The sequence below is a fragment of the Thermobrachium celere DSM 8682 genome (assembly GCF_000430995.1).
Classification (GTDB): domain Bacteria; phylum Bacillota; class Clostridia; order Clostridiales; family Caloramatoraceae; genus Thermobrachium; species Thermobrachium celere.
In genome coordinates this window covers 1,410,007-1,434,621 of sequence record NZ_HF952018.1, presented here as the reverse complement: position 1 = coordinate 1,434,621, position 24,615 = coordinate 1,410,007, and the positions used below count along the sequence as shown (strand labels likewise).

At 29.7% G+C, this 24,615-nt stretch carries 26 protein-coding genes, 1 tRNA gene and 1 riboswitch; of the genes, 19 read left to right on the top strand and 8 right to left on the bottom strand.

Going from position 1 to position 24,615, the window contains the following annotated elements; genetic code table 11:
• Together TCEL_RS07580 and TCEL_RS07575 are read left to right on the top strand one after the other, a co-directional pair.
• Nucleotides 1–1,368 (top strand): V-type ATP synthase subunit B, encoded by a 1,368-nt coding sequence (locus TCEL_RS07580; protein WP_018662829.1) that lies wholly within the window; start codon nucleotides 1–3, stop codon nucleotides 1,366–1,368.
• Between the two features lie 4 nt (nucleotides 1,369–1,372).
• The gene (locus tag TCEL_RS07575) at nucleotides 1,373–2,002 is read left to right on the top strand and encodes a V-type ATP synthase subunit D (protein WP_018662828.1); all 630 of its coding nucleotides are present in this window, start codon (nucleotides 1,373–1,375) and stop codon (nucleotides 2,000–2,002) included.
• Nucleotides 2,003–2,093: 91 nt separating this feature from the next.
• Here TCEL_RS07575 and TCEL_RS07570 read toward each other — a convergent pair whose 3' ends face one another.
• Nucleotides 2,094–3,035 (bottom strand): 3'-5' exoribonuclease YhaM family protein, encoded by a 942-nt coding sequence (locus TCEL_RS07570; protein ID WP_018662827.1) that lies wholly within the window; start codon nucleotides 3,033–3,035, stop codon nucleotides 2,094–2,096.
• 73 nt (nucleotides 3,036–3,108) lie between these two features.
• Here TCEL_RS07570 and ndk point away from each other — a divergent pair, with 73 nt between their 5' ends.
• Nucleotides 3,109–3,507, top strand: a complete 399-nt coding sequence (ndk, locus tag TCEL_RS07565; RefSeq protein ID WP_018662826.1) for a nucleoside-diphosphate kinase — start codon at nucleotides 3,109–3,111, stop codon at nucleotides 3,505–3,507.
• A gap of 68 nt (nucleotides 3,508–3,575) precedes the next feature.
• On the opposite strand, the gene TCEL_RS07560 is transcribed toward ndk, so the two are convergent.
• Nucleotides 3,576–3,651: transfer RNA gene (locus TCEL_RS07560), tRNA-Pro, on the bottom strand.
• Nucleotides 3,652–3,811: 160 nt separating this feature from the next.
• Nucleotides 3,812–3,916, top strand: a riboswitch (TPP riboswitch).
• Nucleotides 3,917–3,946: 30 nt separating this feature from the next.
• On the opposite strand from TCEL_RS07560, the gene thiT reads away from it, so the two are divergent.
• Nucleotides 3,947–4,564 carry an energy-coupled thiamine transporter ThiT gene (gene thiT, locus TCEL_RS07555; protein WP_018662825.1) on the top strand — a complete coding sequence of 206 codons (618 nt, stop codon included), beginning with the start codon at nucleotides 3,947–3,949 and terminating at the stop codon, nucleotides 4,562–4,564.
• Nucleotides 4,565–4,653: 89 nt separating this feature from the next.
• Here the strand turns inward: thiT and TCEL_RS07550 are convergent, their stop codons facing one another.
• From TCEL_RS07550 to TCEL_RS07540, 3 genes are read right to left on the bottom strand one after another with little or no spacing between them, the layout of a single operon-like run.
• Entirely contained in the window at nucleotides 4,654–5,049 is a 396-nt protein-coding gene (locus TCEL_RS07550; RefSeq protein WP_018662824.1) for a hydrogenase maturation protease, read from the bottom strand.
• Nucleotides 5,024–6,322 carry a nickel-dependent hydrogenase large subunit gene (locus TCEL_RS07545; RefSeq protein ID WP_018662823.1) on the bottom strand — a complete coding sequence of 433 codons (1,299 nt, stop codon included), beginning with the start codon at nucleotides 6,320–6,322 and terminating at the stop codon, nucleotides 5,024–5,026. Before TCEL_RS07545 ends, TCEL_RS07550 begins: the two co-directional genes overlap by 26 nt.
• A gap of 6 nt (nucleotides 6,323–6,328) precedes the next feature.
• A complete protein-coding gene (locus TCEL_RS07540) occupies nucleotides 6,329–7,099 on the bottom strand; it encodes a hydrogenase small subunit (protein WP_018662822.1) in 771 nt (256 codons plus the stop codon).
• Nucleotides 7,100–7,219: 120 nt separating this feature from the next.
• Between TCEL_RS07540 and TCEL_RS07535 the strand changes: the two genes are divergently transcribed.
• Together TCEL_RS07535 and TCEL_RS14290 are read left to right on the top strand one after the other, a co-directional pair.
• A complete protein-coding gene (locus tag TCEL_RS07535) occupies nucleotides 7,220–7,720 on the top strand; it encodes a nitroreductase family protein (RefSeq protein ID WP_018662800.1) in 501 nt (166 codons plus the stop codon).
• A 185-nt stretch (nucleotides 7,721–7,905) separates the two neighbouring features.
• Nucleotides 7,906–8,208: an iron-sulfur cluster assembly accessory protein gene (locus TCEL_RS14290; protein ID WP_341348977.1), complete on the top strand. Its 303-nt coding sequence runs from the start codon at nucleotides 7,906–7,908 to the stop codon at nucleotides 8,206–8,208.
• A gap of 45 nt (nucleotides 8,209–8,253) precedes the next feature.
• Here the strand turns inward: TCEL_RS14290 and TCEL_RS07530 are convergent, their stop codons facing one another.
• On the bottom strand, nucleotides 8,254–9,216 hold the full coding sequence (locus tag TCEL_RS07530) for an RluA family pseudouridine synthase (RefSeq protein WP_018662789.1): 963 nt from the start codon (nucleotides 9,214–9,216) through the stop codon (nucleotides 8,254–8,256).
• A 132-nt stretch (nucleotides 9,217–9,348) separates the two neighbouring features.
• On the opposite strand from TCEL_RS07530, the gene TCEL_RS07525 reads away from it, so the two are divergent.
• Nucleotides 9,349–10,386 carry a hypothetical protein gene (locus TCEL_RS07525; protein ID WP_040683774.1) on the top strand — a complete coding sequence of 346 codons (1,038 nt, stop codon included), beginning with the start codon at nucleotides 9,349–9,351 and terminating at the stop codon, nucleotides 10,384–10,386.
• A gap of 2 nt (nucleotides 10,387–10,388) precedes the next feature.
• The gene (locus TCEL_RS07520) at nucleotides 10,389–11,276 is read left to right on the top strand and encodes an RluA family pseudouridine synthase (RefSeq protein ID WP_018662785.1); all 888 of its coding nucleotides are present in this window, start codon (nucleotides 10,389–10,391) and stop codon (nucleotides 11,274–11,276) included.
• A gap of 452 nt (nucleotides 11,277–11,728) precedes the next feature.
• On the opposite strand, the gene spoVB is transcribed toward TCEL_RS07520, so the two are convergent.
• Together spoVB and TCEL_RS07510 are read right to left on the bottom strand one after the other, a co-directional pair.
• Entirely contained in the window at nucleotides 11,729–13,222 is a 1,494-nt protein-coding gene (gene spoVB, locus TCEL_RS07515) for a stage V sporulation protein B (RefSeq protein WP_018662778.1), read from the bottom strand.
• Between the two features lie 93 nt (nucleotides 13,223–13,315).
• Nucleotides 13,316–14,431, bottom strand: coding sequence for an aminopeptidase (locus TCEL_RS07510; RefSeq protein WP_018662777.1), 1,116 nt, complete (start codon nucleotides 14,429–14,431; stop codon nucleotides 13,316–13,318).
• A gap of 292 nt (nucleotides 14,432–14,723) precedes the next feature.
• On the opposite strand from TCEL_RS07510, the gene TCEL_RS07505 reads away from it, so the two are divergent.
• The 11 genes from TCEL_RS07505 to TCEL_RS07455 all read left to right on the top strand — a co-directional run bounded on the left by TCEL_RS07505 (nucleotide 14,724) and on the right by TCEL_RS07455 (nucleotide 24,612).
• Nucleotides 14,724–16,127, top strand: a complete 1,404-nt coding sequence (locus TCEL_RS07505; RefSeq protein WP_018662776.1) for a PQQ-dependent sugar dehydrogenase — start codon at nucleotides 14,724–14,726, stop codon at nucleotides 16,125–16,127.
• A gap of 71 nt (nucleotides 16,128–16,198) precedes the next feature.
• Nucleotides 16,199–16,921: a zinc dependent phospholipase C family protein gene (locus TCEL_RS07500; RefSeq protein WP_018662774.1), complete on the top strand. Its 723-nt coding sequence runs from the start codon at nucleotides 16,199–16,201 to the stop codon at nucleotides 16,919–16,921.
• A 2-nt stretch (nucleotides 16,922–16,923) separates the two neighbouring features.
• Entirely contained in the window at nucleotides 16,924–17,520 is a 597-nt protein-coding gene (locus TCEL_RS07495; protein ID WP_018662773.1) for a flavin reductase family protein, read from the top strand.
• A gap of 71 nt (nucleotides 17,521–17,591) precedes the next feature.
• Nucleotides 17,592–18,191, top strand: a complete 600-nt coding sequence (locus TCEL_RS07490; RefSeq protein ID WP_018662772.1) for a hypothetical protein — start codon at nucleotides 17,592–17,594, stop codon at nucleotides 18,189–18,191.
• Entirely contained in the window at nucleotides 18,103–19,791 is a 1,689-nt protein-coding gene (locus tag TCEL_RS07485) for a B12-binding domain-containing radical SAM protein (protein ID WP_040683773.1), read from the top strand. Before TCEL_RS07490 ends, TCEL_RS07485 begins: the two co-directional genes overlap by 89 nt.
• Before the next feature lie 129 nt (nucleotides 19,792–19,920).
• Complete coding sequence (locus tag TCEL_RS07480) at nucleotides 19,921–20,247, top strand: V-type ATP synthase subunit G (protein ID WP_018662770.1); 327 nt, start codon at nucleotides 19,921–19,923, stop codon at nucleotides 20,245–20,247.
• A complete protein-coding gene (locus tag TCEL_RS07475) occupies nucleotides 20,234–22,144 on the top strand; it encodes a V-type ATP synthase subunit I (protein WP_018662769.1) in 1,911 nt (636 codons plus the stop codon). The genes TCEL_RS07480 and TCEL_RS07475 overlap by 14 nt, the downstream gene beginning before the upstream one ends.
• Nucleotides 22,145–22,159: 15 nt before the next feature.
• Nucleotides 22,160–22,666, top strand: coding sequence for a V-type ATP synthase subunit K (locus tag TCEL_RS07470; RefSeq protein WP_018662765.1), 507 nt, complete (start codon nucleotides 22,160–22,162; stop codon nucleotides 22,664–22,666).
• Nucleotides 22,667–22,679: 13 nt separating this feature from the next.
• A complete protein-coding gene (locus TCEL_RS07465) occupies nucleotides 22,680–23,273 on the top strand; it encodes a V-type ATP synthase subunit E (protein WP_018662763.1) in 594 nt (197 codons plus the stop codon).
• Between the two features lie 33 nt (nucleotides 23,274–23,306).
• Nucleotides 23,307–24,296, top strand: coding sequence for a V-type ATP synthase subunit C (locus tag TCEL_RS07460; protein ID WP_018662761.1), 990 nt, complete (start codon nucleotides 23,307–23,309; stop codon nucleotides 24,294–24,296).
• On the top strand, nucleotides 24,289–24,612 hold the full coding sequence (locus TCEL_RS07455; RefSeq protein ID WP_018662759.1) for a V-type ATP synthase subunit F: 324 nt from the start codon (nucleotides 24,289–24,291) through the stop codon (nucleotides 24,610–24,612). The genes TCEL_RS07460 and TCEL_RS07455 overlap by 8 nt, the downstream gene beginning before the upstream one ends.
• Nucleotides 24,613–24,615 lie beyond the last annotated feature (3 nt).

Here is a 24,615-nt window from a genome sequence, read left to right as displayed (position 1 = left end):
ATGTATAAAGAATATTTAAGCCTAAAAAAAATCGAAGGCCCTCTTATTGTTGTAGAAGGGGTTAAGGGTGTATCTTATAATGAAATGGTAGAAATAAAATTGAAAGATAAAATAAAACACGGTAAAGTTGTTCAGTTAAATGGAGATATTGCAGTTATTCAAGTTTTTGAAAACACTTCAGGTATGTCAGTAAGGGATATTTCAGTAAAATTTACTGGAAAACCACTTGAGATAAAATTGTCAAGGGAAATATTGGGAAGGATTTTTAATGGAATAGGTGAACCAATTGATGGTGGAGGACCTATATTTAATGGAATAAAATTAGATGTAAATGGAAGTCCTATAAATCCAGTTGCAAGAAGATACCCAAGAAATTATATTCAAACTGGCATTTCAGCAATAGATACATTAACAACTTTAATTAGAGGTCAAAAGCTTCCTATTTTTTCAGGTAATGGATTACCTCATAATCAAATAGCAGCACAAATTGTAAAACAAGCAAGAGTTGCTGAAGGAGAAGGGGAATTTGCTGTTGTTTTTGCTGCTATGGGAATAAAACATGATGATGCCCATTATTTTATAAAGGCTTTTCAAGATGCTGGGGTTTTAGACAGGGTTGTTATGTTTATGAATTTAGCAGATGATCCAGTTGTTGAAAGAATAGTAACTCCAAGATGTGCACTTACTGCAGCAGAATACTTAGCCTTCTATGAAAATATGCATATTTTAGTTATAATGACAGATATTACAAGTTATTGTGAAGCTTTAAGAGAAATATCAGCTGCAAGAGAAGAAGTTCCTGGAAGAAAGGGATATCCAGGGTACTTGTATTCTGACCTTGCAAGTCTTTATGAAAGGGCAGGTATGGTCGAAGGATCAAAGGGTTCAATTACACAAATACCAATTTTAACTATGCCTAACGACGATATAACGCATCCTATTCCAGATTTGACGGGGTATATAACTGAAGGTCAGATTGTTTTAAGCAGAGAAATATATCAGAGGAATATTTATCCTCCAATTAATATTTTGCCTTCACTATCAAGACTTATGAAGGATGGAATTGGAGAAGGATATACAAGAGCTGATCATCCAGACGTAGCAAATCAAATTTTTTCATCCTATTCTAAGGTTCAGGAAGTAAAGGCTCTATCTCAAGTAATAGGAGAAGATGAACTTTCAGAGATTGATAAGAAATATTTAGAGTTTGGAAATGCATTTGAATATAGATTTTTAAAACAGTCCTTTGATGAAGATAGAGATGTTAAAGAAAGCTTAGATATTGCTTGGGAAATACTATCAATACTTCCTAAGAACGAACTAGATAGAATTAACCCCAAATTTATCGATGAATATTATAGAGGGTGATTAGATGGAGATAATTGCACCAACAAAGTCAAATCTAATGAGTGCAAAGGCTACTTTAGAGTTTTCAAAAAAGGGATATGAACTTTTAGATCAAAAGAGAAATGTGCTTATAAGGGAAATGATGGGGTATGTTGGTAAAGCAAAGGATATACAAGAAGAAATAAACAAAAAATTTCAAGAGGCATATGAGGCATTAAGAATGGCAAATATAACAATGGGTGTTTCAACAGTTGAGGATATATCCCATACAGTTCCAGAGAATGGATGTTTCAATTTGCTTTTTAAAAGTGTTATGGGAGTAGAAGTACCAATAATTAGATATGAAAAAAAACAAAAGGAAGCAACCTACAGCTTTTATCAGACAAATACTGCTATGGATATAGCCTTTAGCAAATTTTCTGAGATAAAGTATTTAATTATGGAGTATGCTGAAGTTGAAAATGCAGTGTTTAAACTTGCAATGGAAATAAAAAAGACTCAAAAGAGAGCCAATGCACTACAAAATATTCAAATACCAAAGTATGAAGAAATGGTAAAATACATACAGGATGCCCTAGAGGAAAAAGATAGAGAGGATTTCTTTAGATTGAAGGTGGTAAAAAAGAAAAGTCAAAAGAAGAAAAAGAAAATATAAAGTTTTAGACTAGTAATTTTGATAAAATAAAGCCCCATGATGAAAAAGTCCATTCATGGGGCTTTAAAAATAAATTTACATTATATAGTAGTTAAATATTTATGGATTTTTTTATTGCACGTTTATAGGTTGGGTTATAATCTGTCCAAGCATCTGTACCTGTATCTCTTTCTATTGCAAGGTGGAAGGCATTTATTTCAGCGCTTGACTTATCAGCGTTATGTACTGCTATTGCTTCAATTGTCATTGGTAAAACCGGTGAGCCCATTTCTAAGGTTCCGTGATGAGATAGAATACAGTGTTCTATCTCATATTTTATTTGATTTGGGAAGTCTGGTATTTTAGATATAAAGCTATTCAATATCTCAACACCAATATTTATGTGTCCTATAAGTTTTCCTCTAGTTGTATATTTGTTTTCAGGAAAATCAGAAAGCTCTGCTATTTTACCAATATCGTGTAACAAGGCTGATGCAACAGCTATGTCGTAGTTGACATATGGAAAAACTTGTGTAAAATTAATTACAATTCTAGCAACTTCTAGTGTATGCTGAGCAAGTCCTCCTACATATGCATGATGTATTTCTGCTCCTGCTGCTTTTTTAAAAAATGCATTCTTAATTGTGTCGTTAGTAAATATATTATTTAACAACTGTTTTATATGTATATTATTGATTGTATTTATTATTTCAAATAGGCTTTTTTCCATCTCATCTGAATTTAAATAGCATGATGGAATTACTTTATTAATTAAGTCTTGACTAGGATTTTCAATCTTTTCTATCTTGTTAATATGTATTTGAATAGTTCCTTTAAAATCCTTTGCCACACCTGTTATGTATGCTAAACAACCAGGGTTAATTTTATCTCCTATTTCTGGGCTGTCGTTCCATATTTTTGCATCATAGCTTTTAATTCCATAGCTTATTTGAAGATGATAATATCCTTTATCATTTTGTCCTACCTTTTTATCAATTTTTCTTACTACAACAGGTTGATTTTCTATTTTTTCATTAGGATATAAACTAAGCATAAAATCACCTCGTTAATATTATACATGAAATTAATAAATATTACACATAAATATTTAAAATGGAGGGGAAATAATGGAGAGAACATTAGTGTTGATTAAACCAGATGGAGTAGAAAGAGGATTGGTTGGTGAAATAATAAAGAGATATGAAATGAAGGGGTTGAAGATTAAAGAGCTAAAATCTCTAGTTCCAACAAGGGAGCTTGCTGAAAAACATTATGAAGAACATAGGGGGAAGGAGTTTTTTGAGGATCTAATAAATTACTTAACTTCTGGTATGGTAATTGCAATGATTTTAGAAGGTGAAAATGCAATTAAATGTGTTAGAAATATAAATGGTGCTACAAAATATCAAGATGCACTTCCTGGTACAATTAGGGGAGATTTTGCTTATAAAGATACATATAATCTAGTTCATGCATCTGACTGCCAAGCTTCAGCAGAAAGAGAGATTGCACTTTGGTTTAAATAGTGCCACCCAAGTGAAATGTGAAATTATCCACAAAATGTAAAAAGCCTTGGTAATTTTACCAAGGCTTTTGGTCTGGGTGACTGGACTTGAACCAGCGACCTCAAGAACCCCATTCTTGCGCGCTACCATCTGCGCCACACCCAGATGTAATTGTCAAATATATTATAAAACTTTTTTAAAAATAAATCAACACCTATACAAGAAATAGATATAAAGGAAAGATGAATTTATTTTTTTATTTTGCTAATTTTTAGTTGTATTTTATAACTCACAATAGTATAATTATTAATGTAAAATAAATAAAAGCAGACGCTAGGGGAGCCTTTGGCTGAGAGGAAGGCAAACAAGCCTTCGACCCTTAGAACCTGAACTGGGTAATGCCAGCGAAGGGAAGCGGAAGAGAACTCCTTTTTGCGTCTGTAAAAAAGGAGGTTTTTTTATGAATTTTTTTAATGGTCTCAATTTAAAAATTATTGTATGGTCAATTTTAGCCCTTTTGGTGGCAGTATCAATCATTTTAAACAAGTCCCCAAAGGAAAAGAAATTTGATACGAAAAAATTAACTACAGCAAGTCTATGCATAGCCCTATCATTTGTTTTATCCTATATTAGAATATTTAAACTTCCACAGGGTGGATCAATAACATTAGGGAGTTTAATACCTATATTCATTTTTGCTTATATTTATGGTGCTAAAGATGGAATATTAGTTGGAGCAGTTTATGGTGTTTTACAATTTATACAGGAACCATATATTGTACATTGGGCTCAAGTATTAATAGATTATCCACTTGCATTTGGAGCATTGGGGCTTGCTGGACTATCTAAAAAAAGTTTACCAATAGGAATGGTTTTAGGTGGTTTTGGAAGGCTATTTTTCCATGTGATTTCGGGTGTAATATTTTTTGCCTCTTATGCACCAGAAGGGCAAAACGTATTTGTGTATTCATTTATATATAATTTAACTTACCTCATGCCAGATTTAATATTATGTGTTGTAATTGCGTTTATACCTCAGTTTAAAAAGGCTGTAAAAACATTAGAAGCAAGGATATAAAGGCTGTCAGTTAGCTGACAGCCTTTTTTAAATGAATTTATAAAATCATAAAGGACAAAAGAGGAGGCGCTTATTTAAGTACTTTTATACTAATTTGAATTATAAAGTTTTATAATGTAGTTCAAGTAAACTTTTAAATTTTTTAGTATTTCACTTGAGATACCTATTCTATAATCAATATCCTTTACTTGTATTCCAAACAATGTTGTTTTTTTGTTTTTATAGAATACCAAGTCGTGTTGAAGTATTGGAGATGAATAAAATTCAAAATTATTAAAAATAACAATATCTCCTGGATTTAGATCAAAATTAACTGCATCTACAATTATTAGCTGTTCAGAATTATTAATTACTTCATTAATTAAAGATATATCTGTTTCACAAATTATGCAGTTAATTCCTTTTTTCTTAAGTAGATGTCCAAGGATTATACCTATTCCGTCATCACCCATTAATATATTACCTATGCATAAAATAGTTTTCATTTAAAAATTCCCCATTTTTACTTACTAAATGAGTCGCACAGGATACACATGGATCAAAGGAATGAACTATTCTAATTATTTCAATAGGATTATTTATGTCTTCTATATAAGTTCCTATTAATGCTTTTTCTAATGGGCCCTTAACATTATTATATGTTGGCGAGAGATTAAATGCTGATGGTGTTATTATGTTATATTTATAAATTTTCTTATCCTTTATTTCAACATTATGATATAATGCTCCACGTATTGTATCTGTTATACCTACTCCAATTCCATCTATAAAATCTGTTTTTGTTTCATTTTGATTTATTGTGACTAAGTTAAGCATTTCATTTAACCTTTCAGCAATCAGTTTAGCTTCATAGACTCTAGCTTTTATTCTGTTTAATGTAGAACTTTTAATCCACCCACTTCTTATGGATTGCCTTGCAAGTGGTCCAACCTCAACAGGAAGGTCTATATACCTTGGTGCATTTATAAAAGATATGTCATCCTGAACTTCATATTCTTTTAAATTATTTAAATCTAAATTGCAAAGTTCTTTATTAATTAAAGCACCGCTTTTACAAATAGTAAATTCAGGTGTATCTTCAAATAGACCAAAGCTTATATAATTTCCTCCTGTATCTCCTAACTTATTATATTCATCGTAATACTTTTCAATTATCTGGTAATCATCAATCATAATATTAGTAAATTCAAGTAGTTCCTTTGAAATTTCAACTGCCTTTGAAAATTCATAAAGATTTAGTTTAGAAGTTACACCTCCAAATACAATTCCATGGTTGTGGGGGGCTTTACCACCAAAAATACTTAAACCCTGATGTGCAAGTGTTGAATAATATAGGGATTTTATATAGTTTTCATTTATTTTATTTTCTAACTCCTTTGGAACTTTGCTATTTATTTTTTCACCTTCTACATTTATAAAGTCTGGAACTGAAAAAAGATAAAAATGTCTTATATGATTTTGAAGTATATCAAAACCATGAATTATATTTCTAACTAGTTTAGAATTGAAGCTAATATCAATCTTTGAACAATCTTCTAATGCACGGCTTGATGCTATACTATGAGCTGAGGAACATATGCCACATATTCTTTGGGTTAAATAAATAGCATCAAGCGGATGTCTGTTGATTAGAAGTTTTTCAAATCCACGAAACATGGTTCCTTTACATTTTGCATCTATGACAACATTATTATCAATTTCAAGTACTATTGTTAAAAAACCACTTATTCTAGTTATAGGGCTTAAAATTATCTCCATATTATTTCATTCCTCCTTAAAAAGTGTGTAATTTGGAAAGTCTTTAGATGTACAGCCTATGCATTGTGAATTTACTCCAATAGGCCACTTAATATATCCATTCCATTTTGTATATGGGCAGGGGGCTTTAGTAGAAGGGCCAACACAACCTATTTTTAAATAGCATCCTATATCTCCAACTTTTTTTGCAAATATATTTCTTTCAAAGAAAGTTCTTCTCTCGCAAAAGTCATGCACAGTGTTACCATATAGATATATAGGCCTTCCAAGTGGATCAAGTTCAATAGCCTTATTTTCTAAAAGACTTAAAAGAAGGGATGCCATCCAATTACCAGATACAGGACATCCAGGCATTTTTATTATCATTTTATTTGGGATGACTTCGCTTAATGCTTTAGATTCGGATATGTTGGGATCTGATGCAGATATACCTCCAAAACATGAACAAGTTCCAGCAGATATTATATATTTGGCGTTTTCTGATGCTATTTTTACGGCTTCTAGTGCAGTAACATATTGATTATTGTAGTATCCAATTATGTTATATTTTCCATTTTCTCTTGTTGCAATTGCACCTTCAACAACAAGAATATAATTTCCATTTTCAACAGTTTTAAAAAAATCTTCCATTGCTGCTTCCCCATATGGGTACATATCGCTATTACTAAAGGTTATATTTATTTTTTGTTTTAAAAATCCAAATGAAGGGTTTTGACTGTTTAAAAAAGATATGATATTTCCTGAACAACCATTTGCTTCAAGCCAAATGAGTTCCATATACCTTCTCCTTCTAATAATTTCTAATACATAATAGATTTTATGAAGTATATACTTTATGTATTCGACGAATAGTAAAAATCTTGTGAGAAAAAATAAATTATAGGAAGGAGTGATACTATGCAAGAAATTTTTAAAAGAAGAAGTATAAGAAAATATCAATCAAAGCCAGTTGAAAAGGAAAAGATCGACGAATTATTGCGTGCAGCTATGGCAGCTCCATCAGCTGGAAATGAACAGCCTTGGCATTACATAGTTATAGACGATAGAAATATATTAAACAATATTGCAAATACACATCCTCATGCAGCAATGTTGAAGGAAGCACCTGTTGGAATATTAGTTTGTGGTGACTTGACAAAGGAAAAATATGAAGGCTTTTGGGTTCAAGATTTATCAGCTGCTACACAAAACATGCTCTTGCAAGCAGTAAGCCTAGGTTTAGGAACTGTGTGGATAGGAGTATATCCAAATGAAACAAGGGTAAATGAGCTTATAAAGATGTTTAATTTACCTGCAAATATTATTCCATTTTCTATTGTTGCAGTAGGATATCCAGATGAATATAAAGATGAGGTAGATAGATTTGATGCAAGTAGGATTCATTATAATAAATGGTAAAATTTAAAATACTTATCACCATGAATAGCTTTCATAAAAATAATAATTAGAGGCTATTCATGGTGATTATTTTTATAAACTTAAATAATTATTAAAAAATATAAGAAAAATGTTTACAATGTAATATAAAGATAATATAATATACTATGCATACCATAATGGGGTATATAATGGAGGTGTATAATATGGAAATAAAGATTACTCAGTCAGCTGCTGAAGAGTTGAAGAAAAAGTTAGAAGGAAAAGATCAAACATTAGGAGTAAGAATATTTATAGCTGGCATTGGATGAGGTGGCCCAAGCTATGGTCTTGCTCTGGATGAGCAGAAGAAAACAGACAATGTTTATGAGGTTGAGGGAATTAAGGTATTGTTTGATAAGGAACTATCAAGATATTCAAAGGGATTTGTAATTGATTACAGAAATTCTTTCTTTGGAAAGAGATTTGTAGTAGAGCAACTATATGGTAGAAGTGGATGTTCATGCTGATATAAAAGGTCTTGGCTTAAGGTAAGAATCCTTAAGCCAAGACCTTTAAAATTTAAATAGATCGTTTTTTACTTTTTTAAATATTGGAGGTAAATTCATTGTTATAACTTTTCCTTCAAGATATTTTAGATTGCCGCCAACATTTTTAAATATGATTTTATTAGCAACAAGAAGTTGGTGCTTTAAACCAAATTTATTAAAGAAGAAACTATTGAATTTTCTATTACCGTATTTTGGATCTCCAACAATAGGATTTCCCAAGTGTAATAGATGGGCTCTGATTTGATGGCTTCTCCCGGTTACTAGGTCTATTTCAATAACTGATGCAATACCGACTGATTCAACATTTAAAACCTTTGTAATTATTTCTTTTGCATTTTTAATCTTTTTATCTGTTATAGTTACTTTATTGTTTCTTTCGTTTTTAACTATGTACCCCTTATATTCCCCTTCTTTTATTTTTCCCTTAACTAGTGCTGTGTAAATTTTCTGTATACCTCCAAGTCTTATAGCTTCATTTATTTGTCTTAATGCTTCATAGTTTTTAGCAAATATAACTAGACCTTCTGTATTCCTATCTAATCTATTACAAGGAGAAGGGGCAAATGTTTTTTCGTTTTCAGGATTATATTCTCCCTTATCAAATAGGTATGCCCATACTTCATCTGTTAAGGTTATTTCCTTTCCCTCATCTGGATGAACAAGCAAATCTGGTCTTTTTTCAACAACTAATATATTTTCATCTTCATAAGCCACTTTTAAATCATAATCAATCTCTAAAAATTTTTTAGTTTCTTTGTTTTTTGTACTTTCTACTTCGATATCAAGATTTAAAATATCTCCTTCATTAAGTATGTACTTTTCATTTCTTTTTTGATTATTAACTTTAACTTCACCTTTTCTAATGGATTTATATATAGCACCTAGTGACATTTCCTTTAAATATTTTCGTAAAAATTTATCAAGTCTTTGGCCAGCTTCATTTTTTGTGATAACTATTTCCTTCATAACATCACCTCATGAGTTGTAGTACATTTTATATTATATATATTATCGTCATTAGTCAACAAAAAAATTAACTTTAAGCAGATTTTATATTTATTTATCATATATATTAGTAAAAAATTAATTGGTGATAATATGAAAGATAGAATTATAAAATTGCTTATTGTTTCTTTAATTGTTTACATTGCTTATATAAATTATTATACGACAGCTCTGCAATTAGTATTTACTTATAAAATGGACAGGGTTGAGGTGAACAAATTAAAGTCAATAAAATATCATGTTCTTACAGAGAGCTTTAGTGAAAGTCAGGGGAAATTTGTTAAGCATCAGGATGTATATTTTGTTTATCCATATAAGTTAAGAATTGATACCTTTACAGATATAAAAACTATAGAAATATATAATGATGAAAAACACTATTACTATGACGATAATACAAACAAAATTAGAGTGAAACAAGCTTTTCCACCAGATGAACCTTATGTAATTGAGATTATTAAAAAGGTTTCGGAAGTGGTTGATTCAGGAAGATATGAGTTTTTTGGTTATGAGGAAAAAAATAACTTGAAAATGGAGGTTTTAGGCATTAAGAATAATATAGATCAAAATAGTTATATGCATAAAATATGGATAACAGAAATAAATGGAATTTTATTGCCAATAAAAGAAGAATATTTTATTAATGGTCAAGTAGTAGAAAAAAGTGAATTTACATACGAAATTGTTAATGATAGTATAGATAAAGACGTTTTTGAGCTTTCAAGTCTTCCTAATGTAGAAGTAATTGATGATGGATATTTGGCAAAACATTTTGATTTAATAGAGGAAACGAAAAAATACTTAAATTTTCAAGCAAAACTTCCAATAAGTTTTAAACCTATGTATATTTCGGTAAGTCCACCTTCAAGCAATCCGAGTTTGACTTTAGTATATATAGTTAACAATAAAAGAATAATATTAAGTGAATGGGTTGGTAAAATGGATTATAAACCAAACGCTAAGTTGGGTAATATCAATGCATATTTATTAAAAACTGATAATAACGTATCTTTAAAATGGATACAGGATAATATAGTTATTGAAATTTATGGTGAATTACAGAGTTTTAATGATATAATAATGATTGCTGAAGAAATAACACATTCAAAATTTACAATACAAGGAGAGTGAATATGAACAAACTGGTATTTATTGCTGACAAAAAAGATGCTGGAGTAAAAATATCAAATTTTTTAAAGTATGAAAAGGATTTGTCTACGAGATTAATTAAAAAACTATCTAGAAAAGGAAATATATTAGTTAATGGTAAAAGTGTTAAGATGGATTATACATTAGATGCAGGGGATAAAATTGAAGTAGATTTAACAACTGAGGAGAGTCAAGATATTCTACCTGAGGATATACCAATTGAAGTAGTATATGAAGACAGTGATATATTAATTGTTAATAAACCACCCTTTATGGTTGTTCATCCAACTAAAGGTCATCCTACAGGAACCTTATCTAATGCTGTAATGAATTATTTTATAAAAACAAATCAAAACTCAATAGTAAGGTTGGTAAATAGGTTAGATAGAGATACCTCAGGCCTTGTTATGATTGCAAAAAGTCAATTTGCACATCAGCAAATGGCTAATAAAATGGATAAAAATGAAATTGATAAATATTATATAGCTGTTGTTGAAGGATATATTGATGGAAGTGGAACAATTGATTTACCTATAGATAGGCCTTCTCTAGAATCAATAAAAAGAGAAGTTATGGAGGGGGGACAAAGGGCTGTTACCCACTATGAAGTATTAAAGGCATCTAATGATATGAGTTTGGTATTAATAAAATTGGAGACAGGAAAAACTCATCAGATAAGAGTACATTTTAGCCATATAGGACATCCTCTTATAGGGGATACTCTATATGGTAGGGAGAGTAATTTAATTAATAGACAGGCACTACATGCATATAAATTAAAATTTACTACCATAAGAGAAGGAAAAGAAATTGAAATTACTGCAGATATACCTGAAGATATTCAAAAATTAATTGATTATATCGAAAAATGATGTAAATTGTATATATTTTTTAATTGAAAAAAAGTATATTGTATAGTATAATTTAAATAAAATAGGAAGAGCGAGATGCGCGTTGAGAAAAAGTGGCTGAGCCGCTTGCACTCGCTCTTCTTTTTTATTTATTAACTTTTACTCTATTTCTATTTCTAAAGAATGTACCTATATATACAGTTAGGGGTATTGCTATAAGATGAAGAATAATCCAATAAGTCCATCCCATTCTTGGTGTATACATATCTATTCTCCTTTCCTATTATTCTAATTCTCTATTTCTTCTCATGGAAGCTCCCCAATATAAAAGAAGAGGAATTGCGATTATATGTAGTAGTAGCCACCATCCCCATCCTATGTTTGGTGTTAGATTGTACATAAAAGCACCTCCTTTTAAAATTTCTATTAGTATTTTTAGCTTATTTTCTAAGTTTATACATAAAAATGCACCTCTAAATTTTTTTAGAGGTGCTTAATTTACTTAAAACTAAATATAAAGTTCCATATATCATATAACATATAAAAATAAACATATGTATTGGAATAATATTTTTTATTATTGATCCTACTATATAGTTTAATATTCCAATAAAAAGGGGAAGTATTATAATATTAAATAAATCAAATTTAAAGTTGTCTAGAGTATTCAATATACATTTTATATTTAAAAATATTCCTACTAATGCAGAAACGATAAAATTAATGCTGTAACCATATATGTTTATGGAAGGTATAGGCATTATGAAATAAATCAATAACACATCAATCAAAGAAAGTACAATTGAGTTGATTAAGAGATTAAATTGTTTCCCAAGTCCATTAAGTATTGAAAAACTCATTATTTCAAAATATACAATAGGTATTCCAAAGGATAAATAGTAAATTATTTTACCAACTGATGAATCTTTATATATAAACATTGCTATTTCCTTTGAAGCATTTAATAAAATTGACAATGAAGCAAAGGCTACTACCATTGTAAATTTAAAGGTTGTGTTTATTCTGTGGTTTAAAATCTTATAGTTTTTAAAGGCGACACCTTCAGAGAGTGATGGTATTAAGATTGTACTTAAAGATGATAATATTATAGAAGGAAAGAAAATAATATTCATTGCCATACCTTGAAGCTTTCCAAGTAGAGATATAGCCTCTTCATAAGGTATTCCTGCAATACTGAGTCTTTTAGGAATTAAAATTGCAATTATTGAATTAAACATGGTTGATAATATGCCATTTAATGCTAGAGGAATAGATAGCTTAAGTAGGTTGAAAAGCAGCTGAAGACTATTGTCTGATTTACCCATAGGAGGAGTAGAATGTTTAAACCTTAAATAACATATATAAAGTAATATTAAGCTTGACAGTTCTCCTAAGCTTAAAGAAATGAATGCTGCAGCAGATTTTACATTTATATCATATCCCTTAAATGTTTGGATAAGTACATATATACTTAAAATTCTTATTGCCTTTTCTAAAACATCTATTATTGCTGGTTCTAAAATTTTTTGATATCCATAAAAAACTCCTTTAAATACTGAAGAGATAGATACTATTATAAGAGCTGGACAAAAACTTAAAATGCTAAGGAGAGTTCTATCATCGTTTAATATATTTTTAGATACAAAACCTGAAAGTAGTATAAGTAGTGTCGTAATAAAAATTGACCAAATAATTTCAAATATACATGCAGCCTTTATTGTATTATACATCTCTCTCGTTTTTCCAAGTGCTTTTTTTTCTGCAGTTATTTTAGAAATTGAAACAGTTATCCCACCACCTGTGAAAAATAGAAACATTGTATATAATGGAGCTACTAATTGATAAAGTCCCATTCCTCTAGAACCTATTTCTCTTGATAAAATAACAGTAAATATAAATGCAAGGGCACCTGTTAATATATTTGACAAAGTTAGTATTAATGTATTTATAAAAAATTTAGAACGCATTTTACACCCCGATAAAATTTCTACATACTATAATAATATGGTGCCTTTTTAATGAATATGAAAAAGGGACTAGAAACTAGTCCCTTTAATTTATTATTTTAAGTTTTCTGGATTTAGTCCTTCAAGTTCTGGAAGTACAAATCTACCGTCTTTTCTAATTAGTACATCATCAAAATAGATTTCTCCTCCACCGTATTCTGGAGTTTGAATATATACTAAATCCCAGTGTATAGCTGACTTATTTCCATTGAAAGCATCATCATATGAGCTTCCTGGTGTAAAGTGGATTGAACCTGTAATCTTTTCATCAAATAAAGTATCCTTCATTGGCTTTGTTATATATGGATTTACACCTATAGCAAATTCACCAATATATCTTGCGCCTTCATCTGTATCAAATACTTTATTTATTCTTTCTGTATCATTTGCTGTAGCCTTTACAATCTTTCCATCCTTGAATTCAAGTCTAATATTTTCATAAGTAAATCCTTGATATTCTGCTGGTGTGTTGTATGTTATATATCCGTTTACAGAATCCTTAACTGGAGCTGTGTAAACTTCACCATCTGGAATATTCATCTTTCCATCACATTTTACAACTGGTATACCCTTTATTGAGAAAGTAAGGTCTGTTCCAGGTCCTACTATTCTTACCTTGTCAGTTTTGCTCATAAGTTCTACTAGTGGATCCATTGCCTTTGACATTTTTGAATAATCAAGGTTACATACATTGAAGTAGAAATCTTCAAATGCTTCTGTGCTTGTATTTGCAAGTTGAGCCATTGAAGGTGATGGATATCTTAAAACAACCCACTTAGTTTTTGGTACTCTAATGTTTCCATGAACTTCTTTCCAGAAATATTTAAAATATAGGTCCATCTTATCTGCTGGAACATCAGAAAGTTCAGAAGCATTGTCACCTGAACGAATTCCTATGTACGCATCCATATCGCTCATTCTTGCAGCTTCATATTTAGCCATCATTTTCATTTGTTCTTCAGTAGCACCCATTAGGATTGCTCTGTCTACTGATTTGTTCTTAATTGTTACAAATGGAATTGCTCCTACCTTATAAGCCTCTTTAACAAGTTCCTTTACTAGAGGAAGTTCTAGCCCTATTGATTCAATAAGAACCTTTTCTCCTTCCTTTAGTCTACATGAATAGTTTATTAAATTGTGGGCTAAAGTTGTTATTCTTGGATCTACCATTTTTGTTACCCCCTGTCTGATTATCAATTTTGCATTTTTATTATAACATGAAAACTGAAATTTTTCAAAAATATTGTCAAAATTTCTGAAGGAATTATTTCAAATTTGTTTATTAAAAAAATCAAAAAAACTATTTACAAGATGTCGAAAATTAGCTAAAATAATAAAAGTGTGTTAGTAACGTAAGGTCTTAAACATGAAACTTTAAAAGCTCCACCTAAAATGCCTGAAAAGGCATTTTTTTTTATTTTCCTTCATATATTTTAGTTGAAAATGTTTTAGGGGGAATAATATGAAGGAAAATAAAATATTGATCATTTTAGTTTCTATTTTGATTATAGGATTTACATTTATTCATTTTTTTATTAGAGGTGGAGAAGAAAATATAGATATAACTGATAAAGTATATATACAGGAAGGATATAAAATAAAAAAGCAAATTGAGGGACTTAACGAACCTACAGCCTTTGCTGTTGATTCAACAGGAAATTTATATGTTGCAGAAAAGATAGGTAAAGATGAAGTGATAAGTAAATATTATAAAGATGGTAAAAATGAAGTTATTGCAAAGGGGTTAAATTATCCTGTAACTTCTATTTTAACATATAAAGATTATATATTGGTTTCACATAAAGGTAAAATATCAAAAATAACAAAGAATGACATAGAAGATATAATAACAGGTCTTCCTAGCTATGGAGATTATTCTAATAATGGTATTCAAATAGGATATGATGGATATTTATATATTTGTCAAGGTTCTGCCACAAACTCTGGAATAGTTGGATTAGATAACTATGAAAGAGGTTGGCTGAAGGAAAATCCATATGTTCATGATTTTTATCCAGTCGATGTTGTACTATCAGGAATAAATTTTAAATCCAATAATCCAATGACAGAAGGTAAAAATGATAAAGCCCAAACAGGTGCATTTATGCCGTTTAATATGCAGACAGGAAAGGATACTATAGTTAAAGGTAAAACACCAGGTAATGCTAGTATTTATAGAGTTTATATTGGATCATCAAATCTTGAGCTGTTTGCATATGGCATAAGAAATCCAATAAATATTGTTTTTACCCATGATAATAAGGCCTATGTGTCTGTTCAGGGAATGGAAAACAGAGGTTCAAGACCTATAGAAAATGGCTGTGATTATGTTTATGAAATAAAGAAGGGTGATTGGCTTGGATGGCCAGATTATGAAGGTGGAGAACCAGTTACTTTAAAAAAGTTTAAACCTAAAAATGCTTCTCAGCCACAATTTATAACTCAAATGCATCCAACAACAACACCTCCTAAGCCTCTAATTTCATTTAATGAAAGTGGACGAATAGGTTCAATGGATATATCAAGACAGAATGTATTTGGTTATGTTGGAAATTTATTCATACCACTTAAAAGTGGAAAAAATAATGAGGCTAAAATAGTTGCTTATGATATAAAACAAAATACTGTGGTTGATTTTATAAAAAACAAGGATAGTAATGTTATAAAGGAACCTATACAGTGTACCTTTTCCAAAGACGGTATATTATATATTTTAGATAAGGCAAGCGGATGTATCTATTCAGTTGAAAGGATTGAGGAAAAAACTCAAGTAGTAAGTAAAATTTACATCCCTGTGGAATATTTGATTGGAACAGTTGTTATAGCTTTAATTGTTATAATTATTTTACAAATAAGAAAAAAATAAATTGTATTGTGGATAATACTTTTAAAAAGGTTTAAAATAAAAATAAAAAAGAAACACAGGGATGATGAGATATGAGTATTGTAGAAAAATCGTATTCTAAAGTTTTTAAAGGAATGCTAAAAGCTGTAAATCCAATTAAGAAAAAAATAATAAAAACAGAATGTAAGGTGCATCAGTTTATAAACAATCAAGCTTTAATAATATTAAAAAATGATGGACATGATTATGTATATAGGGAAATAGGGCTTAATATTGACAAAATAAATGAAGGAGTTGTATGGGCTGACCAAGATTTTAAAAGCAGTAATCACTTTTATAATCCAGATAGAAAAAAAGGTCTATATGGCTGTAGTAATGCTTTAAAGGAATGTTCATTTTATTACGCTATGGCTTTAACTGAATATAAAAAGGGAAATAAAGATAATGCATATTTTTATCTTGGAGCTGCATGTCATTTAATTCAAGATGTAACAGTACCACAACATGTAAATGTTAAACTTTTAGATAGCCATAGAAAGTTTGAACAGTGGGTTATAAAAACATATAAAAATCAAGAGAGTTTTAGAGCTTACGATGGAGGAATCTATTTTGTATCTATAAAACAGTTTATTGATTTTAATTCACATGCAGCTTTAAAAACCTATTATAAATATAAAAATGAGTTGAATGATGAAATTAGATATTATAAAATAACCTCTGTAATTTTAAAATTAGCTCAGAGAACAACAGCAGGGCTTATGCTAAAATTCTTTTATGATATACGCAGGATTGAGAATTTAAACAAGGAGTGGTAATATTGCCAAAGTTAACTTGGAAGCCTGGTACAATGCTTTATCCAGTACCAGCAGCTTTAGTTACGTGCAGTTTTGAAGGGAGAGATAATATAATTACCATTGCGTGGGCAGGTACAGTATGTACTAATCCTCCTATGGTTTCAATCTCTATAAGACCTGAAAGATATTCATATGATTTAATAAAAAAGTCAGGGGAGTTTGTAATCAACATACCTAATAAGAATTTAGCCTTTGCAACAGATTATTGCGGTGTAAAGTCTGGTAGAGATATTGATAAGTTTGAAGTTTTAAATTTAACAAAAGAAAAGGCATCAATAGTTAATGTTCCTCTCATTAAAGAGGCACCTTTATCTTTAGAATGTAAAGTGAAGGATATAATAAGTCTTGGAAGCCATGATATGTTTTTAGCAGAAGTTGTTGCTGTAAATGTTGATGAAGCTCTTCTTGATGAAGGAGGTAAGCTGCACTTAGATAAAGCAGAACTTATATGCTACAATCATGGACAATACTGTGTTGTGGGTAAAAGTTTAGGCAAGTTTGGTTTTTCTGTTGAAAAGAAGAAAAATAAAAATAAAAATAAAAATAAAAGAAAAAAGTAATTTCTGCGATAAAGCAGGAATTACTTTTTTTTAATTGAATTTATAATTATTATATGGTTGGGGTGGTTGAAATGCAAAAGATATATGTAGATATAAGAAATATTGAGTTTGGAGAAAATATTATTGATGTTTGCTATGAAGGTAATAGTATTATAAATGAATTGATAAGCTTCAAATTCAATGATGTAGAAAAAAATATAACTAACCTTAATGAAATAAAAAAAATAAATACAAAGTATGATTCATGTATATTCTTTTTTACTTTATCAAGGGGAGTTAATAGATTTAAATTTATTAAAATAATTAAAGCTTTAATAAAAAGTTTAGATAAGGGAAGTAAAATTTACATATGGGATATAGTTTTAAGTAATCAATTTTTTATTAATTATGAAGTCAATGTTGAAGGAGAATTTGGTATTAAAAAGATGCCTTTAAAAATCATATTTAAACCATTTAGATTGACTTTTCTTGACATTCTAAGAATTTTAGAGAATAATGGTTTTAAAATAAATAATAGCGTAATAAATAATAATGTTTTTTATATCGAAGCAGAATTTATAAGGGAGGAAAAGTTAGATAAAAATGAAGATAGTATTAGCAGCATTAAACGCAAAATACGTTCATTCAAACCTAGCTATAAGATATTTAAAAAGGGAAATAGAAGATTATGATGTTGAATTATATGAATCAACAATAAATGATGATATTTTAAAAGTAGCCTTTGAAATATTAGATAAAGGGCCTAATGTAGTAGGCTTTTCTTGTTATATATGGAACATAGAAAACACTTTAAAGGTGGCAAATATTATAAAAAATATTAACAGTGATATTAAGATCATTTTAGGTGGACCTGAGGTTTCATTTGATGCAACAAGTATTTTAAGTACATACAATTTTGTAGATTACATAATAAAAGGTGAGGGAGAAAGGGTTATACGACCATTGATTGAATGTATAAACGAAGATAGTTTGAGTAGTCTTACTAAAATTAAAGGGCTTTCCTTTAGATATAACAATGAAATTATTGATACAGGTTATTCTGATACTATTATGGATATGGATACATTAAAATTTCCTTATGAGAGTGAAATTCCAGATAAAATAATCTATTACGAGGCATCAAGAGGATGTCCTTTTAGATGTAGTTATTGTATGTCATCAATAGATAAAAAGGTTAGAGTTAGAAGTTTAGAACTTGTAAAAAAAGAATTAAAGTACTTAATTGAAAATAATGTTAAATTAATCAAGTTTGTAGATAGGACATTTAATGCAAATAAATCTTATTCAAGGGAAATATGGAAGTACTTAATAGATTTATCACCTTCCACATGTTTCCACTTTGAAATAGCAGCAGATCTTTTAGATGAAGAAGATTTAAATATACTTTCAAACGCACCAAAGGGATTATTCCAGTTTGAAATAGGAGTACAAAGTACAAATGAATGTGTTTTAAAAAACATAAATAGAACTATGAACTTTAAAAAGGTTAAGGAAAACATAGAAAGGATATTGAAAGTAGGAAATATTCACTGCCATCTTGATTTGATAGTTGGGCTTCCAGGAGAAGATATAATTTCATTTAAAAAATCCTTCAATGATGTTATGAGTATAATGCCTGATGAACTTCAGATTGGATTTTTAAAGGTACTTAAGGGTTCGCCAATATTTTATGATAAAGATAAATATGGAATAAAATATTTAAGCTATCCTCCATACCATGTTTTAAAAACAGACTGGTTAAAGAGTGAAGAAATTTATTGGCTTTTAAATTTTGAAAAGGTATTTGATAGTTTTTATAATAGTAGAATTTTTGAGAGAACTATTAGTTATGTATTGAATAATACAAGTGATTATTTTAAGTTTTTTGAGGATTTGACTACATACTTACAAGGTTATGAGTTTTTTGAAAGGAATGTAGGGCTTCAGGAAAAATTTTTCCTTTTGTTTAATTTCTTAATTCAGAAATATGAAGTTTCAATTATTAAAGATTTGTTAATATATGATTATTTATTTACAACTAAAAAGTCCAATTTGCCAGAATTCTTGAGAAAAGACATAGATACTAAAATTGATAGAAAATTTAAAAAATACAAAGAAAATATAATGAAAAAATTAAATTTAGAGAGTATGAAGGGGCTATTTATACTTCCTATGAGTTTAGAAGTTTGTAAAAACAATAATAAATTTGATATCATTTATAATGAAGTTTTAATACTATTTGACCTCAAAAATCAAATTAGTTATACAATTCATGTGAAAGATTTAGAGTAAAAGAAAAATAGTTTGCAAATAATAAAAAACGAAATGCAATTCGACTAAAAATGACTTTTATTTATCAAAAAAATTTAGTATAATTAAGTTAAAATTTTTTAAATAATTTATAAAAAAGGTGGTGATACTTTGGCTCTTGATATTGTAAAAAAGATTGCTGAAATTGAAAGGCAAGGGGAAGATATTGTTAAAGAGGCACAGCATAAGGCAAATATTTTAATTCAGGATGCAAAGAAAAAGAGTGAAGAAATAATTATCGATGCACAGAACAATGCTGATGCCTACTACAAGGAAACTATTAAAAAATTTGAAGATGAAGCTAAAAAACAAGTTGAGCCAATGATTGAAGAAGCAAAAAGAAGGAGAGACGAAATCAAAAACATTCCTAAAGATAAAATGGAGAAAGCTGTAAATATGGTTATTGAGAGGATAGTGAATAGCCATGGCAATAGTTAAGATGAAAAAAGTCACCATAACTGGTGCAAAAGAAGATAAATTTAAAATTTTAAAGGCCCTTCAAAGAGCTTCTGCAGTAGAGGTTATTGATTTAAAGGAAGTTTTAAATGAGGAGATAGAAGGAGTAAGCTTTGAGGGTAAAAGCATAAGTGAAACTGAATTTAATTTTAATAAAATTAAGCAAGCCTATGAATTCTTAAAGAATTATAATCAGAATAAAAAGGGATTCCTAGATAAAAGGGAAGAGGTGGAGGTTGAAAGTTTAGAAAATTTCGTAAAAAATTTTAAGTGGTTAGAGGTTTGTGAAAGAGCAAAAAGAATAGAAGAAGAAATTAATAATATTAAAGCTAGACATTCAAAATTAGAGTCTTTAGTTCAGCACTATAGTTTATGGAGTAATTTAGATATTTCAGTAAAGGATTTAGAAAAATTAAAAAGAGTTGGTTATTTTATAGGAACAATATCTAAAAAATATGAAGGTGCTTTATTGGATGAACTAAAAAATATCAAAGAGCTCTATATGGAAAGAGTATCAGAAAAACAACAAGATATTAATGTATTTATATTGTGTCATAAGGATGACTATAATCAAGTTTATGAAGTGCTTAAAAAATATGGCTTTACTAAGGCTACAATTGAATTGGATGATACACCACAAAACATAATTAAAAATCTTAAAACTGAAATTGACGAAATATTCAAAAAAGAGGAAGAGGTTAAAAAAGAAGCAGTTGAATTAGCAAATATTTTACCTGAAATTGAAAAGGTATATGACTACTTTAACTCACAATTAGAAATTGAAAGACAAAACTCAAAGATATTAAATACTAAAAGAGCTGTTGTACTTCAAGGCTGGGTTCCTGAGGATAAGATTGATAATCTTAAAAAGGCAATTGATAAATTTAAGCTTAAAGTTTATATAGAATTTGGAGAAGCATCAGAAGAAGATATGCCTCCAGTTCTACTTAAAAACAATCCACTTGTAGAACCATTTGAAGCAATAACTGAAATGTATGCACTTCCTCTACCAAATGAAGTAGATCCAACACCAGTTTTAGCACCATTTTTCCTAATATTCTTTGGAATGATGATGGCTGATGTTGGATATGGACTTTTACTTGGTGCTGTAAGTTTATTCTTACTATATAAGGCTGATTTAAGTGATTCTCTGAAAAAGATGGTTAAACTTTTAGCATTAGTAAGTGTTCCAACTGTTATTTTTGGTGTACTTTATGGTAGCTTCTTTGGAGGCATTATTAAAATGAAACCTCTATGGGTTGACCCAGTAGCTGATCCTATGACAGTTCTAAAGTACTCAATAGCATTTGGTATAATCCATCTTTATGTAGGTTTAGGTGTAAAGGCATACCAACTTATTAAAGAAGGAAAAATACTTGATGCAATATTTGACGTATTTTTCTGGTATGGTTTAGTTTCAGGATTGATATGGATGTTATTAGGTGGTGGAAAGACAGCTCAGATTATTTCAATAGTAAGTGCTTTAGGATTATTACTAACTCAAGGAAGAAGCAACAAAACACTTGTTGGAAAATTCTTTGGTGGTCTTTATGGACTATATGGAGTTACAGGATACTTAGGAGACGCACTATCATATTCAAGACTTCTAGCACTAGGTTTAGCATCTGGATTGATTGGATGGTCATTTAACCTGCTTATAGGTCTATTAGGAAAAGGTGCAGTAGCCTTCATTTTTGGACCAATTATATTTATAGCAGGACATACATTTAACTTTTTAATAGGTGCATTAGGTACTTTTGTTCATACTTGTAGATTACAATATCTAGAATTCTTTGGAAAATTCTATCAAGGTGGCGGAAAGGCATTTAAGCCTTTAAAAATATCAACAAAATTTATAAAAATCAAAGAAGAAATTTAAAAGGAGGAGTAAACTATGGAATTCACAACTTTTGTTGAATTTTTAAAACAAAATGGAGGTATTATTTTAGCACTTCTAGGTGCAGCTCTTGCAGCTTTATTTGCAGGTATTGGTTCAGCAAAGGGAGTAGGAATAGTTGGACAATCAGCAGCAGGATTAATTACTGAAGATCCAGAAAAGTTTGGTCAATCACTTATTCTACAAGTTATTCCAGGTACACAAGGTTTCTATGGATTTATTACAGCACTAATTATATTAAACAAGATAGGTATTCTATCAGGTAATCCAGCAAACCTTACATTAGGTCAAGGATTTATGCTACTTATGGCTTCACTTCCAATGGCATTTGTTGGATATAGCTCAGCAATATCACAAGGAAAGACTGCAGCAGCTGGTATTCAAATACTTGCAAAGAGACCAGAAAAGATGTTCAATGGTGTTATCTATGCAGTTATGGTTGAAACATATGCCGTTGTTGCACTTATAACTTCAATTCTTATGATTGTTAATATAAACATATAAGGGAGTGGCCAAAATGAATAGTATAGATAGCCTAAAGGAGAGGCTTTTAAGCGAGGACATGAAGAAGGCCTCAGATATAGAACAAGAAGCAAGAAAAAAGGCAGATGAAATACTAGAACAAGCAAATATTAAAGCTAATCAAATAGTTGAAGAAGTAAAGCAGAAGGCTGAAAAGGATGGTAAAGATAGAAAGGAAAGAATGATTGCAAGAGCAGAACTTGAATCTAGAAACATAATTCTTCAAGCAAAGCAAGAAGCAATAGATTTAATATTAAATGAAGTTATAAACAAGATTAACAATATGTCAAAGAATGAGTATTCAATTTTAATAAACAAAATGATTATAAACAATGTTCAAACAGGAGAAGAAGAAATAGTTTTATCAATCAGGGATAAGGATAGGGTAAGTATAAACCTCGATGAAATTAATAAAACATTAGTTGCAGGAGGAAAAAGAGGGCTTCTTAGAATTAATCCAGAATATGCAGATATTCCATCGGGTTTTATTTTAAGAAAGAGTGGATTAGAAATAAATTGTACCTTTGAAGCTCTAATTAGAGGATTAAGGGATGAGCTTGAGGCAGAAGTTGCTTCAGTGTTATTTTAAAAGGCCTCCAGTTCTAAAAAAGGAGGGTGAATAATGGATAGTACTATATTTGCACAATGTATTGCAAGAATTAAGGTTTTAGAAACAAAAATGCTAGATAGGGCAAAGCTAGAGAGTTTAATTGAGGCTAAGGATTTTGATGAGGCAAAAAGAATACTTCAAGACAGCATTTACTCAGACTATATTTCAATGCCATCATATGAAGAAGGTTTGAAAAGATCTCTAGAGGATTTTTATCTAGAAATGTTTAAGCTTTGTCCTGTTAGTGAAGTAGTTGATATTTTTAGAACTAAATATGATGCTCATAATATAAAAACATTAGTAAAAAGTAGGTTTCTAAATAAAGATATTGATAAACTTTTAATAAATGCAGGAACAGTAGATGTATCTAAATTGAAGGATATATTTAAAGATGAAAATTTAAGGGATTTATATCCTGAGTTTAGAGAAGCAGTTTTTAAAGTTTTTGAAGAATATAATTCAAACAAAAACCCTCAGGATATAGATACAATAATTGATGAAGCGATGTTTGTTAGACAGATGAACATTGCTAAATCAGCAAGGCTAGAATTTTTACAAAGTTATATTCAGCTTCTTATAGATATTCAGAATATAAAAACATTTATAAGAGCAAAGGAGCAAAAAAGGGATAGAGAATTTCTAAAAAAGGTTTTAATCAAAGGTGGAAAGATAGACCTAGACCTATTTATAAGCAATTACATTGAAGACATTGAGAGCTTCTCAAATAAGGTATTCCATACAGAACACTTTAAATGGATTAAAGAGGGGGTTGAGGAATACCTAAAAACAAAGGATTTAGGAAGAATAGAAAAGATGGCTGATGATTATTTATTAAGTGTGTTAAAAAATTCAAAGTTTATAAGCTTTGGACCAGAACCAGTAGTGGCATACATATATGCCAAAGAAAACGAGATTAAAATACTAAGAATAATATTAACCGGTAAAAAGAATAGAGTTAGTGCCGATACCATAAGGGAAAGGCTGCGTGATATATATGTATAAAATTGGTGTAGTAGGAGAAAAGGACGCAGTTATAGCCTTTCTATCCCTTGGTATGACTGTTAAGGCAGTTGAAACAGTAAATGAGGCTGTACAGGCTGTAGATGGTATGGCAAGGGAAGGCTATGGATTAATATTTTTAACAGAAACATTTGCAAAGGACATGGAGGAAACTCTACTTAGATATCAAAATCAAATGATTCCCGCAGTTATATTAATACCAGGCACACAAGGAAGCCTAGGTATAGGACTTGAAAAGATAAGAGATAATGTTGAAAAAGCTGTCGGTGTAGATATATTATCAAAGAAGGAAGGTTGATAG

What these genes read in the sequence shown, in the direction of transcription:
- TCEL_RS07485 (WP_040683773.1), top strand. Translation starts at nt 18,103, where the DNA reads ATGAAGATAGTATTAGCAGCATTAAACGCAAAATACGTTCATTCAAAC.
- TCEL_RS07505 (WP_018662776.1), top strand. Translation starts at nt 14,724, where the DNA reads ATGAAGGAAAATAAAATATTGATCATTTTAGTTTCTATTTTGATTATA.
- TCEL_RS07455 (WP_018662759.1), top strand. Translation starts at nt 24,289, where the DNA reads ATGTATAAAATTGGTGTAGTAGGAGAAAAGGACGCAGTTATAGCCTTT.
- TCEL_RS07510 (WP_018662777.1), bottom strand. Translation starts at nt 14,431, where the DNA reads ATGGTAGATCCAAGAATAACAACTTTAGCCCACAATTTAATAAACTAT.
- TCEL_RS07535 (WP_018662800.1), top strand. Translation starts at nt 7,220, where the DNA reads ATGCAAGAAATTTTTAAAAGAAGAAGTATAAGAAAATATCAATCAAAG.
- TCEL_RS07520 (WP_018662785.1), top strand. Translation starts at nt 10,389, where the DNA reads ATGAACAAACTGGTATTTATTGCTGACAAAAAAGATGCTGGAGTAAAA.
- TCEL_RS07540 (WP_018662822.1), bottom strand. Translation starts at nt 7,099, where the DNA reads ATGGAACTCATTTGGCTTGAAGCAAATGGTTGTTCAGGAAATATCATA.
- TCEL_RS07530 (WP_018662789.1), bottom strand. Translation starts at nt 9,216, where the DNA reads ATGAAGGAAATAGTTATCACAAAAAATGAAGCTGGCCAAAGACTTGAT.
- thiT (WP_018662825.1), top strand. Translation starts at nt 3,947, where the DNA reads ATGAATTTTTTTAATGGTCTCAATTTAAAAATTATTGTATGGTCAATT.
- TCEL_RS07475 (WP_018662769.1), top strand. Translation starts at nt 20,234, where the DNA reads ATGGCAATAGTTAAGATGAAAAAAGTCACCATAACTGGTGCAAAAGAA.
- TCEL_RS07580 (WP_018662829.1), top strand. Translation starts at nt 1, where the DNA reads ATGTATAAAGAATATTTAAGCCTAAAAAAAATCGAAGGCCCTCTTATT.
- TCEL_RS07525 (WP_040683774.1), top strand. Translation starts at nt 9,349, where the DNA reads ATGAAAGATAGAATTATAAAATTGCTTATTGTTTCTTTAATTGTTTAC.
- TCEL_RS07465 (WP_018662763.1), top strand. Translation starts at nt 22,680, where the DNA reads ATGAATAGTATAGATAGCCTAAAGGAGAGGCTTTTAAGCGAGGACATG.
- TCEL_RS07470 (WP_018662765.1), top strand. Translation starts at nt 22,160, where the DNA reads ATGGAATTCACAACTTTTGTTGAATTTTTAAAACAAAATGGAGGTATT.
- TCEL_RS07570 (WP_018662827.1), bottom strand. Translation starts at nt 3,035, where the DNA reads ATGCTTAGTTTATATCCTAATGAAAAAATAGAAAATCAACCTGTTGTA.
- TCEL_RS07490 (WP_018662772.1), top strand. Translation starts at nt 17,592, where the DNA reads ATGCAAAAGATATATGTAGATATAAGAAATATTGAGTTTGGAGAAAAT.
- TCEL_RS07500 (WP_018662774.1), top strand. Translation starts at nt 16,199, where the DNA reads ATGAGTATTGTAGAAAAATCGTATTCTAAAGTTTTTAAAGGAATGCTA.
- TCEL_RS07575 (WP_018662828.1), top strand. Translation starts at nt 1,373, where the DNA reads ATGGAGATAATTGCACCAACAAAGTCAAATCTAATGAGTGCAAAGGCT.
- ndk (WP_018662826.1), top strand. Translation starts at nt 3,109, where the DNA reads ATGGAGAGAACATTAGTGTTGATTAAACCAGATGGAGTAGAAAGAGGA.
- TCEL_RS07460 (WP_018662761.1), top strand. Translation starts at nt 23,307, where the DNA reads ATGGATAGTACTATATTTGCACAATGTATTGCAAGAATTAAGGTTTTA.
- TCEL_RS07545 (WP_018662823.1), bottom strand. Translation starts at nt 6,322, where the DNA reads ATGGAGATAATTTTAAGCCCTATAACTAGAATAAGTGGTTTTTTAACA.
- TCEL_RS07550 (WP_018662824.1), bottom strand. Translation starts at nt 5,049, where the DNA reads ATGAAAACTATTTTATGCATAGGTAATATATTAATGGGTGATGACGGA.
- spoVB (WP_018662778.1), bottom strand. Translation starts at nt 13,222, where the DNA reads ATGCGTTCTAAATTTTTTATAAATACATTAATACTAACTTTGTCAAAT.